Here is a 15,640-nt window from a genome sequence, read left to right as displayed (position 1 = left end):
CGCTGTGAATGAGATGATCTATCTTTACGATGGCAGCTTTCACGGCTTTCTCTGCTGCATTTTTGAAAGCTACGCAAAAAAAGAAAGCCCCACCGCCATTGCCTGCGATGAGGCGCTTTCCTTTACGCTGTTTCCGACACGAAATATCGCAACGGATTCCGGCCACGCCCTGCGGGTACTGCGGAAGGTGCGGACGATCTCTCCCTACGCCGCCAAGCTTTTGCAGCGGGGCTTTCTCACCTGCCTTGCGGAAAAGGAGCTTTGCCTCTACCGCTTGACGGTCAAGCTGCTGCGGGAGGGCCCCGGTTTTTTGCGAAATTCTTCCGACGAAACGCTGCATCCGGTCTTTTCCGCCGTGCGGCACCTCAACGGTGAGGCCCATCTGCTGAAGGGCTTTGTCCGCTTTTCCGAGCTGGGCGGCGTTTTGGGCGGGGAAATCGAGCCGAAGAACCGGGTACTACCTCTGCTGCGGAGCCATTTCTGCGCCCGATACCAAAATGAAAAATTTTTCATCTATGACCGCACCCATCACGAGGCGCTTTTCTATGCTGCCGGCCGGGCGGTAATTCGCCCGCTGGCGGATTTTCAGATGGCGCCGCCCGATGAAACCGAGGCGCATTACCGTCTGCTGTGGAAGCGGTTTTATGATACCATTGCCATCCGGGAACGGGAGAATCCCCAGCTGCGGATGACCCACATGCCAAAGCGCTATTGGGGCACCATGACGGAATTTCAGCCGCCAGAGCACTTCAGGGCACAAAGCTCTTTCGCAGACGTTCCAGCCCCCGGCGTTCCAGACGGGACACCTGCACCTGCGACACCCCCAGCACCCGGGCTGTCCGCTCCTGTGTCAGCCCCTTGAAATAGCGGAGCAAAATCGTAAGGCGTTCCTTTTCCGGCAGGCGGTCAATGGTCTCCCGCAGGGCGATGCGCTCCACCAGCGCGTCTTCCGGGGCCTCGGTCCCCACAACGCCCTCCAGCGCAAGGCCCTCCGCCGTTTCCCGCTGGAGAGAGTCTGGCGGCTCCGTTGCAAGGTCGATAGCGGCGATCTCCTCCGGCGTCCAGCCCGTCTGCGCTGCCAGCTCAGATACCCCCGGCTCCCGGCCAAGCTCCTGCCGCAGCCGCTCCCGAACACTGTAAAGTGTCAACGCCTGCTCCCGGATGCTTCTGCCCACCTTCACAGCACCGTCATCCCGCAGAAAGCGTCGAATCTCCCCGGCGATTTTCGGCACAGCATACGTGGAAAAGCAAGTGCCGTATGCAAAGTCAAAGCCCTTGACAGCCTTTAAAAAGCCGAGGCAGCCCAACTGATAGAGGTCATCCGGCTCCACGCCCCGGCCATAGTAGCGCCGGACCACGCTCCAGATCAGGCCGTTGTTTTCCAACACCGCCTGTTCGCAGGCGTCCCGGTCCCCCTCCTGCGCGGCCCGCAGTACCTCCAGCGCGGCGCTCATCGCTTGGCGCGCGGTGCGATTTTCTTCTTCATGACCACCGTCGTCCCCCGACCGACAACGGAGCGTACCAGAACGCTGTCCATGAAACTCTCCATGATGGTGAAGCCCATGCCGCTGCGTTCCTCGCCGCCGGTGGTGTACATAGGCTGTCTGGCCCGCTCGATGTCCGGGATACCCCGGCCGTAATCCCGCACCGTGATCTCCAGCAGGTTCCCGGCGCACTGTCTGACCTTCACCACCACCCTACCGATGCTGTCGGGGTAGGCATGGACGATGGCGTTGGTCGCTGCCTCAGAAACGGCTGTTTTGATATCCTCCAGCTCGTTGAGCGTCGGGTCCATCTGGGCGGCAAAGCAGGCCACCACCGAACGGAGGAAGCCCTCGTTGCTGCTGCGGCTGGGAACCTGCAGTGTGACCTCATTTTCCGCTTTTGTTTTCATTATGTAAACCTCCCGTTTATTGAATGGATATGAGCCGCCCGATTCCCGCCGCATCCAGCACCCGCTTGGCCTGACGCGGCACATTACGGACGATGATGCTGCCCTCCAAAAGCTGCATCCGCTGCTGCGAGCGAATCAGCAGGGCGATGCCGGAGCTGTCCATGAACGTGACGCCGGAAAAATCCAGAATCAAGGTCTGCGGCAGCGCCGCGTCAATGGCCATTTCCACCTCCTTCAGCGCGTTTCTGGCACCGTGATGATCCATTTCACCGCTGAATTCCAGCAGCAGCTCCCGGTTGATATCCCTTGCCCGTATTTCCATAATATTCCCTCTTTTGTCGAATTTCAGTCCTTTTTCCAGTCATTCTTTCTTTTGAGTGTACTGTTACGGTGATGGTAACATATCCCATAGTCCGCAATCTGTCGAAGTCCGATGCCTTCTCCAGTTTTTTATGTAAAGTACGGTAAACCAAGCAGTGCGGCGCATTTTATTTGAAGTTTTCACCTCTATTCTCAAAAATTGACCGGGAGCGCTTGCAGGGCGGGCGCTTTTATTGTAGGATGGAAAAAATACGAAGTGGGAGCGATAACGCAGTGTATTTCAATTACGGTGAAACGGAAACTGCATATTTGAGCCGTGCGGATTCCCGGATGCAGGCGGTGATCGATCGGGTTGGTCATATCAACCGCCCTGTAGACACCGATCTTTTTTCCTCGGTCATCCACCACATCATTGGCCAGCAGATCTCCACAAAGGCGCAGGCCACCATCTGGCAGCGGATGCAGGAGCGGCTCGGGACGGTGGACCCGGATCATATTCTTGAAGCGGGGATTCCTGAGCTGCAGACGCTGGGGATGACATTCCGCAAGGCGGAGTACATCACCGATTTTGCGGAGCGGGTCCACAGCGGGACCTTTGACCCAGAGGCTATCCGGTACAGCTCCGATGCGGAGGCCATTGCGGCGCTGAGCGCCCTGAAGGGCATCGGCATCTGGACTGCGGAGATGATTTTGCTGTTTTGTATGCAGCGGCCTGACATTTTCAGCTATGACGATCTGGCGATTCAGCGGGGGCTGCGGATGGTCTACCGCCACCGGCGCATCGACCGCAAGCTGTTTGAAAAATATCGGCGGCGCTTCAGTCCCTATTGCAGCGTGGCCAGTCTGTACCTCTGGGCCGTGGCCGGCGGTGCGCTGCCGGAGCTGACCGATCCTGCACCGAAAAAGAAAAAAACAAGTCCGCCGCAGAAATGATTTTTCCGCGGCGGCGCAAAAAACAGGACGCTTTCTTTTGAAAGCGTCCTGTTAATTTCAACAATATCCGGCCCGTTTACTGTTTACAAAAAAGACAGCATCAGAAAAGGCCCGTGATGCGTCCGTTTTCGTCCACGTCGATTTTTTCCGCCGCCGGGGTCTTCGGCAGGCCCGGCATGGTCATGATGTCGCCGGTGAGCGCCACGATAAAGCCCGCCCCCGCGCTGACGCGCAAGCTCCGCACCGTAACCGTGAAGCCCTCCGGGGCGCCCAGCAGAGTGGGATCGTCAGACAGGGAATACTGCGTTTTTGCCATGCATACCGGCAGATCGCCGAAGCCCAAATCAAAGAGCTGCTTGGCCTGCTTCTGTGCGGCGGGGGTCAGGATGGCCTGTGCGCCGCCGTAGACCCGGTTCACAATGGCGTTGAGCTTATAGATGAGAGAGGTGTTGTCGGGATAGGCGAAGGTAAATTCCTCCGGGTTCGGCTGCTCCGGGCAGGGCTCCTCGCACAGGCGCACCACCTCCTCGGCCAGCGTGACACCGCCGGTGCCGCCTTTGGCCCAGACCTCCGACAAAACGGCGCGGACGCCCAGCTCCCGACACTTTTCCTCCACCAGCCGCAGCTCTGCGGCGGTGTCGGTGGGGAAGGCATTGATGGCCACCACACAGGGCAGATGGAACGTATTTTTGATGGTGTCCACATGGTGGAGCAGATTGGGCAGACCCCGCTCCAGCGCCGCCAGATTTTCCGTATCCAGCTCCGTCTTGGAAACGCCGCCGTGGAGTTTCAGCGCCCGCACAGTGGCCACCAGCACAACAGCGTTTGGCTTCAAACCCGCCAAGCGGCACTTGATGTCCAAGAACTTTTCCGCACCGAGGTCCGCGCCGAAGCCCGCCTCCGTCACAGCGTAGTCTCCCAGCCGCATAGCCATCCGGGTGGCGGTGACGGAATTGCAGCCATGGGCGATATTGGCGAAGGGGCCGCCGTGGACAAACACGGGCGTTCCCTCAAGGGTCTGCACCAGATTCGGCTTCAGGGCGTCCTTCAGCAGCGCCGCCATGGCGCCCTCGGCCTTGAGGTCATGGGCCGTGACCGGCGCGCCGTCATAGGTATAGGCCACTATCATCCGGCCAAGGCGCGCCTTCAGGTCGGGGATATCCCGGGCAAGGCACAGCACCGCCATGACCTCGCTGGCCACGGTGATGTCAAAGCCATCCTCCCGGGGAACGCCCTGCATCCGGCCGCCCAGACCGTCCACGATATTGCGGAGCTGGCGGTCATTCATATCCACGCAGCGCTTCCAGACGATGCGCTTGACATCGATTCCCAAGCGGTTGCCCTGCTGAATGTGGTTATCCAGCATGGCCGCCAGCAGATTGTTGGCCGCGCCGATGGCATGAAAATCGCCGGTAAAATGCAGATTGATGTCCTCCATGGGGACCACCTGCGCGTAGCCGCCGCCGGCCGCGCCGCCCTTGACGCCGAATACCGGTCCGAGGGAGGGCTCCCGCAGGGCGGCGATGGCGTTTTTCCCGATGCGCCGCAGAGCATCCGTCAAGCCGACAGTGGTAGTGGTCTTGCCCTCCCCCGCCGGGGTGGGATTGATGGCGGTGACAAGAATCAGCTTCCCTTCCGGGCGCTTGTTCTCCCGCAGAAGCGCATAATCCACCTTGGCTTTATAGTGGCCGTAGCACTCCAGATAGCGCTCCTCCACTCCGGCCAGCGCCGCGATCTCCGTAATGGGCCGCATCCGGCACTGCTGCGCGATCTCAATATCCGATAAATACGCCATGGGCAGTTACCCCCTGTTCAGATTTTTTTAAAGTACCGCACGGCAGAGTCAAAGAGCTTCATGTCATAGCGGTCAGGAATGTTGCGATAAAGATTTTTGCCGATGCGCTCGCTGTGGCCCATTTTGCCGAGGACCCGCCCATCCGGGGAGGTAATACCCTCCACCGCGCAGACGGAGCCGTTGGGCGCAAAGGCCGTGTCCATAGTGGGTACACCCGCAAGGTCCACATACTGCGTTGCGATCTGGCCGTTGTCCGCAAGGCGGCGCACCACGGCCTCGGAGGCAAGGAAGCGTCCCTCCCCGTGGGAGACCGGCACCGCGTAGACCTCGCCCACCTCCGTGCCCGCCAGCCACGGCGACTTGTTGGAGCACACCCGCGTCCGAACGATTTTGGACTGGTGGCGGCCGATGGTGTTGTAGGTCAGTGTGGGGCAGCTGGCGTCCGTGTCCACGATCCTGCCGAAGGGCACCAGCCCCAGCTTAATGAGCGCCTGAAATCCGTTGCAGATACCCAGCATCAATCCGTCCCGCCGCTCCAGCAGCTCCGTGACCTGCTCCCGCACCGCCGGGTTACGGAAGAATGCAGTGATGAATTTAGCGGAACCGTCCGGCTCGTCGCCGCCGGAGAAGCCGCCGGGCAGCGCGACGATCTGTGCCGCCTTCAGCCGCATTGCAAACTGCTCCACGCTCTCAGCCACATCGGCGGCAGTCAGATTGCGGAGCACAAAGGTCTCCGCCTCCGCGCCGGCCTCCAGAAACGCCCGCTGCGTGTCATACTCGCAGTTCGTACCGGGAAACACGGGAATCAGCACCCGGGGTCTGGCAACGGCCACCGCCGGAGCTTTCCGCTCCGTTGTCCGGTAGGTCAGTGTTTCCACAGGGCCGCTGTCAGCGGTCCGAGTGGGATAGACGCTTTCAAGAACGCCCTCGTTCAGCGCCAGCAGCTCGTCAATAGAAGCCGTATCCTCGCCCAGCGTCACCGCTCCGTCCGCCGTTGTAACGCCCAAGCGCAGGGCAGTTCCCTGCGGGAGCGGCTCCGACAGCTCCGCGATGATCGCGCCGGGCAGAGCATCGGAATACCAGATCTCCCCGGCTCCCTCGGACCGGAAGCCGATGCGGTTGCCAAAGGACATTTTCATGACGCCCTCTGCCATGCTGTTCTCTACAGCCCATGCGGCCCTGACCTTTCCCGCGCGGCACAGCGCATGGAAGCGCTCCCACACCGCACGCTGATCCGCCGCCGTACCGTCGCAGAGGAACAGGTACACCGGGTCTCCGGCGGACTTAAATTCCGGTGTCAGCACCTCTCCGCTCTGTACTGGAGCAATAGCAAAGGAGATCAGCGTCGGCGGAACATCCCAGTCCATGAAGGAGCCGGACATGGAGTCCTTGCCGCCGATGGCGGCGGCGCCCAAATCCATCTGCGCCTCCAGCGCTCCCAGCAGCGCGGCAAAGGGCTTTCCCCAGCGAAGGGGTTCGTCTCTTAGTTTCTCAAAAAATTCCTGAAATGTCAAATAGGCTTTTCGGTAATCCGCCCCAGCAGCCACCAGCTTGGCAGCGGAGACAATGACAGAATGATACGCCCCCACAAAGGGGTCTACTGTCATCTGGTCGGCGTCAAAGCCGTAGGCCATCACGCTGGCCTGCTCCGTTTTCTGTCCCGGCAGCACCGGCAGCAGCGCCGCCATGGACTGCGCCGGGGTAGTCTGCGTTCTGCCGCCGAAGGGGACGGTAACGCTCCCTGCTCCAACCGTGCTGTCAAAGCGCTCCACCAATCCCCGGCGGCTGGCGCTTTTCAGGCTGGCCGCCACCTCCCGGAGATTTTTCAGTCCGGTCTTTCCAAGTGCGGCGCGGTCTGCCGCCGCCACGAAAACCGCCGTGTGCTTCGCGGCGCCGTTGGTATCCAGAAACGCCCGGGAAATATCCGCAATGGTCTGCCCCTTCCAGCGCATGACCATCCGGGGACTTTCCGTAATGACCGCTACCCGGTACGCCTCTAAGTTTTCCTCACCGGCAGCGGCGATGAACCGCTCCGCGTCTTCCGGGGACACCACCACGGCCATCCGCTCCTGCGACTCAGAAATAGCAAGCTCTGTCCCGTCCAGCCCGTCATATTTCCGCCGCACCGCGTCAAGGTCAATACTGACACCCTCCGCCAGCTCGCCGATGGCTACGGAAACGCCGCCGGCACCAAAGTCATTGCAGCGCTTGATCATACGGGTCACATCGCCCCGCCGAAACAGCCGCTGCAGCTTCCGCTCCTCCGGGGCGTTGCCCTTTTGCACCTCGCTTGCCATGGCGGCAAGGGAGTTCAGGTCATGGCTCTTGGAGGAGCCGGTGGCGCCGCCGATTCCGTCCCGGCCGGTCCGTCCGCCCAGCAAAATCACCACATCGCCGGGCTGGGGCCGCTCCCGGACTACATTTTCCGTCAGGACCGCCGCCACCACCGCGCCGCATTCCAGCCGCTTGGCTACATAGCCCTCGTGGTAAATTTCCGCCACGTGTCCCGTGGCAAGGCCGATCTGGTTGCCGTAGGAGGAATAGCCCGCCGCCGCGGTCTGGGCCAGCTTGCGCTGGGGCAGCTTGCCAGCCAGCGTATCCACCAACGGCTTGCGGGGGTCCCCGCCGCCGGTGACCCGCATGGCCTGATGGACATACGCCCGCCCGGAAAGCGGGTCCCGGATGCAGCCGCCGATGCAGGTGGCCGCGCCGCCAAAGGGCTCGATCTCCGTGGGGTGGTTGTGGGTCTCGTTTTTGAACATCAACAGCCAGTCCTGCTCCTCACCGTCCACCACGGCGGGAACGTGGATGGAACAGGCGTTGATCTCCTCGCTCTCGTCCAGCTCCGGCAGCAAGCCCCGCTTCTTCAGGACCTTTGCCCCCAGCGTGGCAATATCCATCAAGGTCTGCGGGCGCTTTTTCGCCGCCTCCGGGCCGTAAACCTCCTCCCGGAGCGCCAGATAATGCTCGTAGGCGGCCTGCACGGCGTCATCCCGGATGTCCACGCGGTCAATATGGGTCGAAAAGGTGGTATGGCGGCAGTGGTCGGACCAATAGGTATCCACCACCCGCAGCTCCGTAATGGTGGGATCCCGGTGTTCTTCATCCCGGAAGTAGCTTTGCAACAGCTTCAGGTCCTCCAAATCCATGGCAAGTCCCAGCCGCTCCAGCAGCGCGGAAAGCCCGGCTTCCTCCAAAGCGATGAAGCCTGTTTCCGTTTCTACGGTATCCGGCTGCTCATGCCGGACTGTTAGTGTTTCCGGCAGCTCCAGGGACGCCTCCCGGCTTTCCACCCGGTTGATGACGTAGCGCTTGACCGCCTCCACATTTTCGACGCTCAACGTGCCATAGAGGACATAGACCTTGGCGGAGCGAATCAGGGGGCGCTCCCCCCGGCTGAGCATCTGGATGCACTGGGCCGCCGAATCCGCCCGCTGGTCAAACTGTCCCGGCAGCGGCTCCACGGCAAACACCGCCGCGGCACCGTCAAATGCCGGCCGGTCGGAGACCTCATCGAGCTGCGGCTCTGAGAACACCGTGCGCCGCGCATAGTCAAAAAGGGCGGCATCTATATTTTCCGCGTCATAGCGGTTCCAAATTCTGATGCGCTCCAGTCCCGTCAGACCCAGAAACGCGCGGCAGTCCGCCAGCAGCGAGGTCTCCTCCGGGGCAAGGCCCGGCTTCTTTGCAACATATACCCGATCAACCATTCAGCTCCTCCCCTCCAAGGCTGCCAACGCTTTTGCGCCGATATCCCGGCGGAAAAAGCGGTTTTCAAATTGAACACCATCCATCAGACGGTACGCCTCCTTTACGGCTTCCGGCAGTGTGTCCGCCACGGCGGTGACGCCTAAAACCCGCCCACCGGAGGTCACGAGTTGTCCCTCCTGCAGCCGCGCTCCCGCCACATAAGCGTGAGCGGCGCTTTCCGCAGTCATGGTGATGGGAAAGCCCTTTTCATAGGCTGCGGGGTAGCCCTGCGACGCGGCAATGACGCAGCAGGCCGCACCGTCGGCAAGCTCCACTGGCGTCTGCGCCAACGTACCATTTGTTGTTGCCTGCATGACTGTCAACAGGTCGCTTTTCAAAAGGGGCAGAACCACCTGCGTTTCCGGGTCGCCGAAACGGCAGTTATACTCAATGACCTTAGGCCCGTCCGCAGTCAGCATCAACCCGAAATAAAGACAGCCCTTGAACGGCCGCCCCTCCGCCGCCATGGCCCGAATCGTGGGCAGAAAAATGGTATCCATACAGACCTTGGCGATCTCCGGCGTGTAAAAGGGATTGGGCGCAACGGTTCCCATGCCGCCGGTATTCAGGCCGGTATCCCCCTCCCCCGCCCGCTTATGGTCCATAGAGGACACCATAGGCACAACGGTCTTTCCGTCAGTAAAGCTGAGGACTGAGACCTCCGGGCCGGTGAGAAACTCCTCGATCACAATGCGGCTGCCGGAGGCGCCGAACACCTTGTCCTCCATCATGGCGTGTACGGCTTCCTTTGCCTCCTGCCGGGTCTGCGCGATGATCACGCCCTTGCCAAGCGCCAGACCATCCGCTTTTACCACCACCGGGACCGGGTGGTCATCAAGGTAGGCACAGGCAGCAGCCGGGTCGGAAAAGACTGCGTAGCGCGCAGTCGGGATATTGTATTTGTGCATCAGCTCCTTGGAAAACGCCTTGCTGGCCTCAATGACCGCCGCCTTTGCGTCCGGGCCGAAGCAGGGCACGCCTGCGGCGGTCAGGGCGTCCACCGCCCCCAGCGCCAGCGGGTCATCCGGCGCCACTACGGCATAATCGATGCCATGGGCCTTTGCAAATGCCGCCTGCGCGGCGATGTCCTTCGCGCCGATCTCCGGCACGCAAACGGCATCGGCGGCTATGCCGCCGTTTCCCGGCAGGCAGTAGATCACCTCTACCGCTGGGTTCTCCCGGAGCTTTTTGACAATGGCGTGCTCACGCCCGCCGCCGCCAATAACCAAGAGCTTCATAGCAATTCTCCTCAAATGAAGTGATAGATGAATGAGAGCAGCAAGAGGCGGAGAAGCCTCTCCGCCTCTTGAACGCACCGTTAATGATGGAACAGCCGCATTCCGGTAAACGCCATGACCATGCCGTAACGGTCCGCTGCGGCGATCACATGGTCATCGCGAATGGAGCCGCCCGGCTCCGCGATATATGCTGCGCCGGACTTTCTGGCCCGCTCCACATTGTCCCCAAAGGGGAAAAACGCATCGGAGCCCACCGTAACGCCGGTCTGCGTGGCGATCCATGCCTTCTTTTCCTCCGCGGTCAGCGGCTCCGGGCAAACCTTGAAGGTATTCTGCCACACACCGTCCGCCAGAATGTCCTCGTATTCGTCAGAGGTATAGATGTCAATGGCGTTGTCCCGGTCCGGGCGGCGGATGCCATCAACAAATTGCAGCGCCAGCACCTTCGGGTGCTGCCGCAGATACCAGTTATCCGCCTTCTGCCCCGCAAGACGGGTGCAGTGGATGCGGCTCTGCTGACCGGCGCCGACGCCGATGGTCTGCCCGTCCTTCACGTAGCAGACGGAGTTGGACTGGGTGTATTTCAGGGTAATGAGCGCCACCAGCATATCGCGCTTGGCCTGCTCCGGCAGCGTCTTATTTTTCGTGACGATGTTGGTCAGCAGGCTCTCGTCAATTTTGAAATTGTTGCGGCCCTGCTCAAAGGTCACGCCGAAAACGTCCTTTTGCTCCACGGCAGCGGGAATATAGGCCGGGTCAATCTCAATGACGTTATAGTTTCCCTTTTTCTTGCTTTTCAAGATATCCAGCGCCTCCGCCGTATAGCCCGGGGCGATAATTCCGTCGGACACCTCGGCCTTCAGGTAGCGGGCGGTATCGGCATCGCACACCTCGGACAGCGCTGCCCAGTCGCCGTAGGAGCACAGACGGTCGGCGCCTCTGGCCCGGATGTACGCGCAGGCAATGGGGGAAAGCGCTTCGCTTTCCTCTGCAAAGTAAATGCGCCGCTCCAACTCATTCAGCGGCAGGCCCACCGCCGCCCCGGCAGGGGAAACGTGCTTGAAGCTGGCGGCAGAGGGCAGGCCGGTGGCCTCCTTCAACTCCTTGACCAGCTGCCATGAGTTAAAGGCATCCAGCAGATTGATGTAGCCGGGACGTCCGTTCAGGACATGAATGGGAAGCTCATCCCCCTGCTTCATGAAAATGCGCGCCGGCTTTTGATTAGGATTGCAGCCGTATTTGAGTTCCAGTTCCTTCATGCTTTAGTCCCCCAGATTTTTATTGAACAGTCTCACCTCTCCGCCCACGTTGGCGTACAGGGAAACCTTGTTTTCCATATTCAGCGCCGCCCAGAGCGCCTCCGGCTCCGGCAGCTCCACCTCCTTCGGCTCCCCGGCAAAGGTAGGCAGCGGGCTTCCGTCCCCCTGATAGGTGCTGATGAAGAAGCCCCTACCGGCGTCACAGCCTTCATAGCAGAAAAATTCCCGCAGGCAGCGGCCCTGACAACGCTTGAGAATGGACAGTTCCATAGCCCCGTCCCCATAGCGGATAGCAGAGATACGGGGCGTCCAGTTCGGCTCGTCCGGCTCATAGCTCCGGGTCATCAGACCCCTTCGGAAATCGCCGCAGCGGCAGATGGTGTCCGTCTGGTCGCCGTTGGTGATAACCAGCGCATCGCCCATGGTGCGGACTGGGTGGTAGATGATGAGGCTGGGGTCAGTCAGCTTGGCGGGGTCATGGGCCTCAGTGCGGATTCCATCCTCCGTGGGGACGAATACGCGGTTGCGGCTGTTCTCGCTGCGGCCCATGATGAAATAGTACGCCCGGTCGCTCCCTATCACAATGCCGCGCCCGGGATAGGAGGTCTCCTTCAAAAATGCCAGCAGGTCCATATCACTTCTCCCTTTCCTTGATGATCTGTGCCGCGACCATTTCGGCGGCTTGGGGCAAAAGCTGCCATTCCGCCTGCTCCATGACCCGGCGCTGGAGGGTCTGCGGCGTATCGTCCGGGCGAATTTCCACCGCTTTTTGCAGCAAAATTTCGCCGCCGTCCGGAATTTCATTGACAAAGTGTACCGTGGCTCCCGTGACCTTCACGCCTCTTGCCAGCGCCGCCTCGTGAACCCGCAGGCCGTACATTCCCTTTCCGCAGAAGGAGGGGATGAGGGACGGATGGACGTTCAGAATCCGGCGCGGCCACTGGGCGGTAAACGCCGCGCTGAGAATGCTCATAAAGCCCGCCAGGATAATAAGGTCAATGTCATACTGCGTTAGCAGCGCGGAAATACCGTCCTCAAAGGTCTGCTGAGAACCGCACTCCCGGCGGGAGACCACATAGCCGGGCACACCCGCCGCCTCTCCACGCCGGAGGGCGTATGCCTCCGCCCGGGAGGAGATGACCACGCAGATCTCACCGTGAGGCAGCGCCCCGGCCCGCTGTGCGTCCAGCAGCGCCTGCAGATTTGTGCCGCCGCCGGAGACCAGCACCGCGATTCGTGCCCGGTTCAGCATAGCGCCACCTTTTCGTCGCCCCGGACGATCTCACCCAGCACATAGGCCGCCGTACCGCTGTCCCGCAGCGTCTCCAGCGCCCGGTCCGCCGTGCCGCGGCTGACAACTATCGTCATGCCGACGCCCATATTGAACGTATTGAATAGATCGTGCTCACTGATGTTTCCCTCCGCTTGCAGCAAGCGGAAAATGGCAGGCGTCCGCACAGCGGCTTTTTCGATTTTCGCGCACAGTCCGTCCGGGACGGAACGGGGGATATTTTCAAAGAAACCGCCGCCGGTGATATGGCTGATACCCCGGATATCGGCAGCGTCCAGCGCCGCAAGCACCGGCTTGACGTAAATTTCCGTCGGCGTCAGCAGGGCGTCCCCCAGCGTCTGGCCCAGCTCCGGGACCGTCCGGCCAAGGTCGGTATGCTCCACATCGAATACCCTGCGGACCAGTGAATAGCCGTTGGAGTGCAGGCCGCTGGAGGGCAACGCCAGCAGAACATCCCCTGCCTCCATACGGCTGTGGTCAATGACCCGCTCTCTGTCCACGATGCCGACAGAGAAACCGGCAAGATCATAGTCCTCCGGCGCCATCGTGCCGGGATGCTCCGCCGTTTCGCCGCCGATCAGGGCGCAGCCTGCCCGGACGCAGCCCTCCGCCACGCCGGAGACCAGCGATGCCACCTTTTCCGGCTCGTTTTTTCCGATGGCAATATAATCAAGGAAAAACAGCGGCCGCGCGCCGCAGCAGATGATGTCATTGACGCACATGGCCACGCAGTCGATCCCCACGGTATCGTGGCGGTCCATGAGCTGCGCGATGCGCTGCTTCGTGCCGACACCGTCCGTACCGGAAACCAGCACCGGCTCCTTCATGCCGGAAAGATTCGGCGCAAACAGGCCGCCGAAGCCGCCAAGATCCGAGACCACGCCGGGAATCACCGTGCGCGCCACATGGTGCTGCATCAGCTTGACCCCTTTGTAGCCCGCTTCAATATCCACACCGGCTGCCCGGTAGCTCTCAGAAAAGCTACGCATGGTCCTCTCCCTCCTTTTCACTAATTCTGCACTCAAAGCGGTCCTTGCCGCCCTCCTGAGGAATGGCTGTGGGATAGCCGCCGCCGAAGCAGGCCGTGCAGAAGCCGCCTTTTGTATTATCCGCCAGCTTCACCACGTCCTCGATGCTGAGATAGCCCAGCGAATCCACGCCGATGATCTTTGCGATCTCCTCCACGGAATGATGATTGGCGATGAGCTTGTTTTTATCGTCGATGTCCGTGCCGTAATAGCATTCGGACACAAAGGGCGGCGCGCTGACCCGCATATGAATCTCCTTGGCGCCGGCCCGCCGCAGAAGGTCGATGGTCCGGCGGCAAGTCGTACCACGGACGATGGAATCGTCGATCAGCACCACCCGCTTGCCCTCCACCACGGAGCGGATGGGGTTCAGCTTGATATTCACCTCATTTTCCCGCATGGTCTGCGTGGGGGAAATGAAGGTGCGGCCAATGTACTTATTCTTGATAAAGCCCATGCCGTATGGAATCCCGGACTGCCGGGCATAGCCCATGGCGGCATCCAACCCCGAATCCGGGACGCCGATGACGATATCCGCCTGAACAGGGTGCTCCAGCGCCAAAAACGCACCCGCCCGCTGCCGGGCAATGTGAACACTGGACCCGTCAATAACGGAATCGGGCCGTGCAAAATAGATAAATTCAAACACGCACAGCCGCTTTTCCGCCTTTCCACAGTGCGTGGTGTCAGAGCGGATACCGTCCTGATCCGCCACCACGATCTCGCCGGGGCGGATGTCCCGCTCAAACGCGGCGCCAATGGCGTCCAGTGCGCAGGTCTCCGAGGCAAAGACCACGGCCCCGTCCTTCAGCCGCCCCATGCACAGTGGGCGGAAGCCATGGGGGTCCCGCACAGCGATGAGCTTTGTCGGCGAGGACAGCACCAGAGAATACGCGCCCTCGATGCGGTTCATGGCGGCGGAGACCGCCGCCTCGATAGAGCCGCATTTGAGCCGCTCCTGCACAATCAGGTAGGCGATGACCTCGCTGTCCGTTGTTGTCTGGAAAATAGAGCCGCGGCTCTCCAGCTCCCGCCGCAGCTCTTGGGAATTGGTAAGATTTCCGTTATGGGCCAGCGCCATGCGGCCCTTGAAATGGTTCACCAAAATTGGCTGGACGTTCCGCTTGTTGTCGCTGCCGGTGGTGCCGTAGCGCACATGGCCCACGGCGATGGTGCCGGTCCCCAGCTCCGTCAAGCGCTGCCGGGGAAACACCTCGTTCACCAATCCCACATCCCGGTAGGAGGTAAACACGCCATCGTCATTGACAACAATTCCGGCGCTCTCCTGTCCCCGGTGCTGCAGGGCGTACAGCGCGTAATAGGCATAGGACGCCACATCGGCGGTCTGCGGCGTTCGAATGCCGAACACGCCGCATTCTTCATGGATATGGCGCTCCCCGCGCCCGCCCTCAGTCCGCGTCATGGCTCAGCAGCCGCTTCATGATCTCGGCATAGGCGTCCTCGACGCCGCCCATATCCCGGCGGAAGCGGTCCTTGTCCAGCTTCTCGTGGGTCTTTGAGTCCCACAGGCGGCAGGTATCAGGGCTGATCTCGTCTGCCAGGACGATCTGACCCTCGACAGTTTTGCCGAATTCCAGCTTGAAGTCCACCAGCGTCACGCCGCACTCAGCCCAGAAGGACTTCAGCGCGTCATTCACGGCAAAGGCGTACTTTTTGATAAGCTCGATCTCCTCCCATGTGGCCAGCTTCAGCGCCACAGCATGATAGGCGTTCAGGAGGGGGTCATGCAGGTCATCATTCTTATAAGAAAACTCAATCGTGGGCTGGTCGAACACAATGCCCTCCTCCACGCCATAGCGGGAGGCAAAGTGACCGGCGGAAATATTGCGGACAATGACCTCCAGCGGCACGATGGAGACCTTTTTCACCAAAGTATCCCGCTCGGAAAGCTCCTTGACAAAATGCGTGGGGATTCCGGCCTTCTCCATTTTTGCCATCAGACGGTTCGTCATCCGGTTGTTGATAATGCCCTTGCCCACGATCGTTCCCTTTTTCAGTCCGTCCAGCGCGGTGGCGTCATCCTTATAGGATACGATCACCAGATTGGGGTCCTCGGTGGCATAAACCTTTTTTGCCTTGCCCTCGTACAGCTGCTCTTTCTTTTCCATGT

The 15,640-nt window shown here is 60.8% G+C and carries 14 protein-coding genes; 2 read left to right on the top strand and 12 right to left on the bottom strand.

Annotated elements, in window-relative coordinates; translation table 11 throughout:
• Positions 1-13: 13 nt before the first annotated feature.
• Positions 14-862 carry a TIGR03915 family putative DNA repair protein gene (locus PY311_RS08515; RefSeq protein WP_286148353.1) on the top strand — a complete coding sequence of 283 codons (849 nt, stop codon included), beginning with the start codon at positions 14-16 and terminating at the stop codon, positions 860-862.
• On the opposite strand, the gene PY311_RS08510 is transcribed toward PY311_RS08515, so the two are convergent.
• Genes PY311_RS08510 through PY311_RS08500 form a run of 3 tightly spaced genes read right to left on the bottom strand, consistent with a single transcriptional unit; the run spans position 750 to position 2,216 of the window.
• A complete protein-coding gene (locus PY311_RS08510) occupies positions 750-1,454 on the bottom strand; it encodes a sigma-70 family RNA polymerase sigma factor (protein ID WP_286148251.1) in 705 nt (234 codons plus the stop codon). The genes PY311_RS08515 and PY311_RS08510 overlap by 113 nt on opposite strands.
• A complete protein-coding gene (gene spoIIAB, locus PY311_RS08505; protein ID WP_286148250.1) occupies positions 1,451-1,894 on the bottom strand; it encodes an anti-sigma F factor in 444 nt (147 codons plus the stop codon). Before spoIIAB ends, PY311_RS08510 begins: the two co-directional genes overlap by 4 nt.
• Positions 1,895-1,910: 16 nt before the next feature.
• The gene (locus tag PY311_RS08500) at positions 1,911-2,216 is read right to left on the bottom strand and encodes an STAS domain-containing protein (protein WP_286148249.1); all 306 of its coding nucleotides are present in this window, start codon (positions 2,214-2,216) and stop codon (positions 1,911-1,913) included.
• Positions 2,217-2,488: 272 nt separating this feature from the next.
• Between PY311_RS08500 and PY311_RS08495 the strand changes: the two genes are divergently transcribed.
• Entirely contained in the window at positions 2,489-3,148 is a 660-nt protein-coding gene (locus PY311_RS08495; RefSeq protein ID WP_286148248.1) for a DNA-3-methyladenine glycosylase family protein, read from the top strand.
• A gap of 100 nt (positions 3,149-3,248) precedes the next feature.
• Here the strand turns inward: PY311_RS08495 and PY311_RS08490 are convergent, their stop codons facing one another.
• The 9 genes from PY311_RS08490 to purC all read right to left on the bottom strand — a co-directional run bounded on the left by PY311_RS08490 (position 3,249) and on the right by purC (position 15,638).
• Complete coding sequence (locus tag PY311_RS08490; RefSeq protein WP_286148247.1) at positions 3,249-4,943, bottom strand: formate--tetrahydrofolate ligase; 1,695 nt, start codon at positions 4,941-4,943, stop codon at positions 3,249-3,251.
• Positions 4,944-4,960: 17 nt separating this feature from the next.
• Positions 4,961-8,653, bottom strand: a complete 3,693-nt coding sequence (locus tag PY311_RS08485; protein ID WP_286148246.1) for a phosphoribosylformylglycinamidine synthase — start codon at positions 8,651-8,653, stop codon at positions 4,961-4,963.
• Positions 8,654-9,931 carry a phosphoribosylamine--glycine ligase gene (purD, locus tag PY311_RS08480; RefSeq protein ID WP_286148245.1) on the bottom strand — a complete coding sequence of 426 codons (1,278 nt, stop codon included), beginning with the start codon at positions 9,929-9,931 and terminating at the stop codon, positions 8,654-8,656. It abuts the gene before it with no gap.
• Between the two features lie 80 nt (positions 9,932-10,011).
• Positions 10,012-11,190 (bottom strand): phosphoribosylaminoimidazolecarboxamide formyltransferase, encoded by a 1,179-nt coding sequence (locus PY311_RS08475; protein WP_286148244.1) that lies wholly within the window; start codon positions 11,188-11,190, stop codon positions 10,012-10,014.
• Positions 11,191-11,193: 3 nt separating this feature from the next.
• Positions 11,194-11,823 carry an IMP cyclohydrolase gene (locus tag PY311_RS08470; RefSeq protein WP_286148243.1) on the bottom strand — a complete coding sequence of 210 codons (630 nt, stop codon included), beginning with the start codon at positions 11,821-11,823 and terminating at the stop codon, positions 11,194-11,196.
• A 1-nt stretch (position 11,824) separates the two neighbouring features.
• Positions 11,825-12,442, bottom strand: coding sequence for a phosphoribosylglycinamide formyltransferase (gene purN / locus PY311_RS08465; RefSeq protein WP_286148242.1), 618 nt, complete (start codon positions 12,440-12,442; stop codon positions 11,825-11,827).
• Positions 12,436-13,470, bottom strand: coding sequence for a phosphoribosylformylglycinamidine cyclo-ligase (gene purM, locus PY311_RS08460; RefSeq protein WP_286148241.1), 1,035 nt, complete (start codon positions 13,468-13,470; stop codon positions 12,436-12,438). The genes purN and purM overlap by 7 nt, the downstream gene beginning before the upstream one ends.
• Positions 13,463-14,932: an amidophosphoribosyltransferase gene (purF, locus tag PY311_RS08455; protein WP_286148240.1), complete on the bottom strand. Its 1,470-nt coding sequence runs from the start codon at positions 14,930-14,932 to the stop codon at positions 13,463-13,465. The genes purM and purF overlap by 8 nt, the downstream gene beginning before the upstream one ends.
• A complete protein-coding gene (purC, locus tag PY311_RS08450) occupies positions 14,919-15,638 on the bottom strand; it encodes a phosphoribosylaminoimidazolesuccinocarboxamide synthase (protein WP_286148239.1) in 720 nt (239 codons plus the stop codon). The genes purF and purC overlap by 14 nt, the downstream gene beginning before the upstream one ends.
• Positions 15,639-15,640: the final 2 nt, after the last annotated feature.

This window comes from Neopoerus faecalis (genome assembly GCF_029218125.1).
In the GTDB taxonomy this organism is placed as follows: domain Bacteria; phylum Bacillota; class Clostridia; order Oscillospirales; family Oscillospiraceae; genus Oscillibacter; species Oscillibacter faecalis_A.
The sequence above is the reverse complement of the archived record's forward strand: the minus strand, read 5'-3'. Positions and strand labels throughout refer to the sequence as shown.